At 67.5% G+C, this 545-nt stretch carries 1 protein-coding gene; it reads left to right on the forward strand.

Translation table 11 applies throughout. From position 1 onward, the window contains the following. Positions 1-350 precede the first annotated feature (350 nt). A partial coding sequence (locus tag WS69_RS34495; protein ID WP_231747075.1) for a hypothetical protein occupies positions 351-545 on the forward strand: 195 nt, incomplete at its 3' end.

Genomic DNA, 545 nt, shown 5'->3' on the forward strand with positions numbered 1-545 from the left:
TGGAATTGAGCGTTTGAAGTGGCCGTGCTTGGAAGATGATGTTTGCGGGGTAGCGACGCTGCGGATGCCTGACGCTTTGCGCGTCGGAGGGAGCCCGTAGGGCGAGTGCAGACGCGCAAAGCGCGTTGAGGGATGACGGCGCGGATCGGTTGCGGTAGAAAGGCACACCGCCGAAGAAACAACCGGCGCGACACCGGTCAAACCGCCAAGTTCACCCCGGGGTCGCGCCACACTGGACACAGGTGCGGGGCCACGGGGCCAAGCACAGGGACACGTGCAGCCGCAGTATTCCACGGCTGGGCGGACCCTGTCGATATCGACCTGCCATCGGCGTTCCACGGGGACCGCCGATGCTGCCCACGGGCCGCTTCTTCCTGTGCGCCCGCTGCCGGGCGCAGGTGTTCATTTGCCGCCGCTGCGATCGAGGCCAGATCTATTGCGCCGGCGGCTGTGCGCAAGCGGCCCGGCGCGCGAGCTTGCGCGAAGCGGCTCAGCGTTACCAGAGTTCTCGCCGCGGGCGTCTTGCCCATGCGCAGCGCGCCCGT

Source organism: Burkholderia sp. BDU5 (genome assembly GCF_001522845.1).
Taxonomy (GTDB): domain Bacteria; phylum Pseudomonadota; class Gammaproteobacteria; order Burkholderiales; family Burkholderiaceae; genus Burkholderia; species Burkholderia mayonis.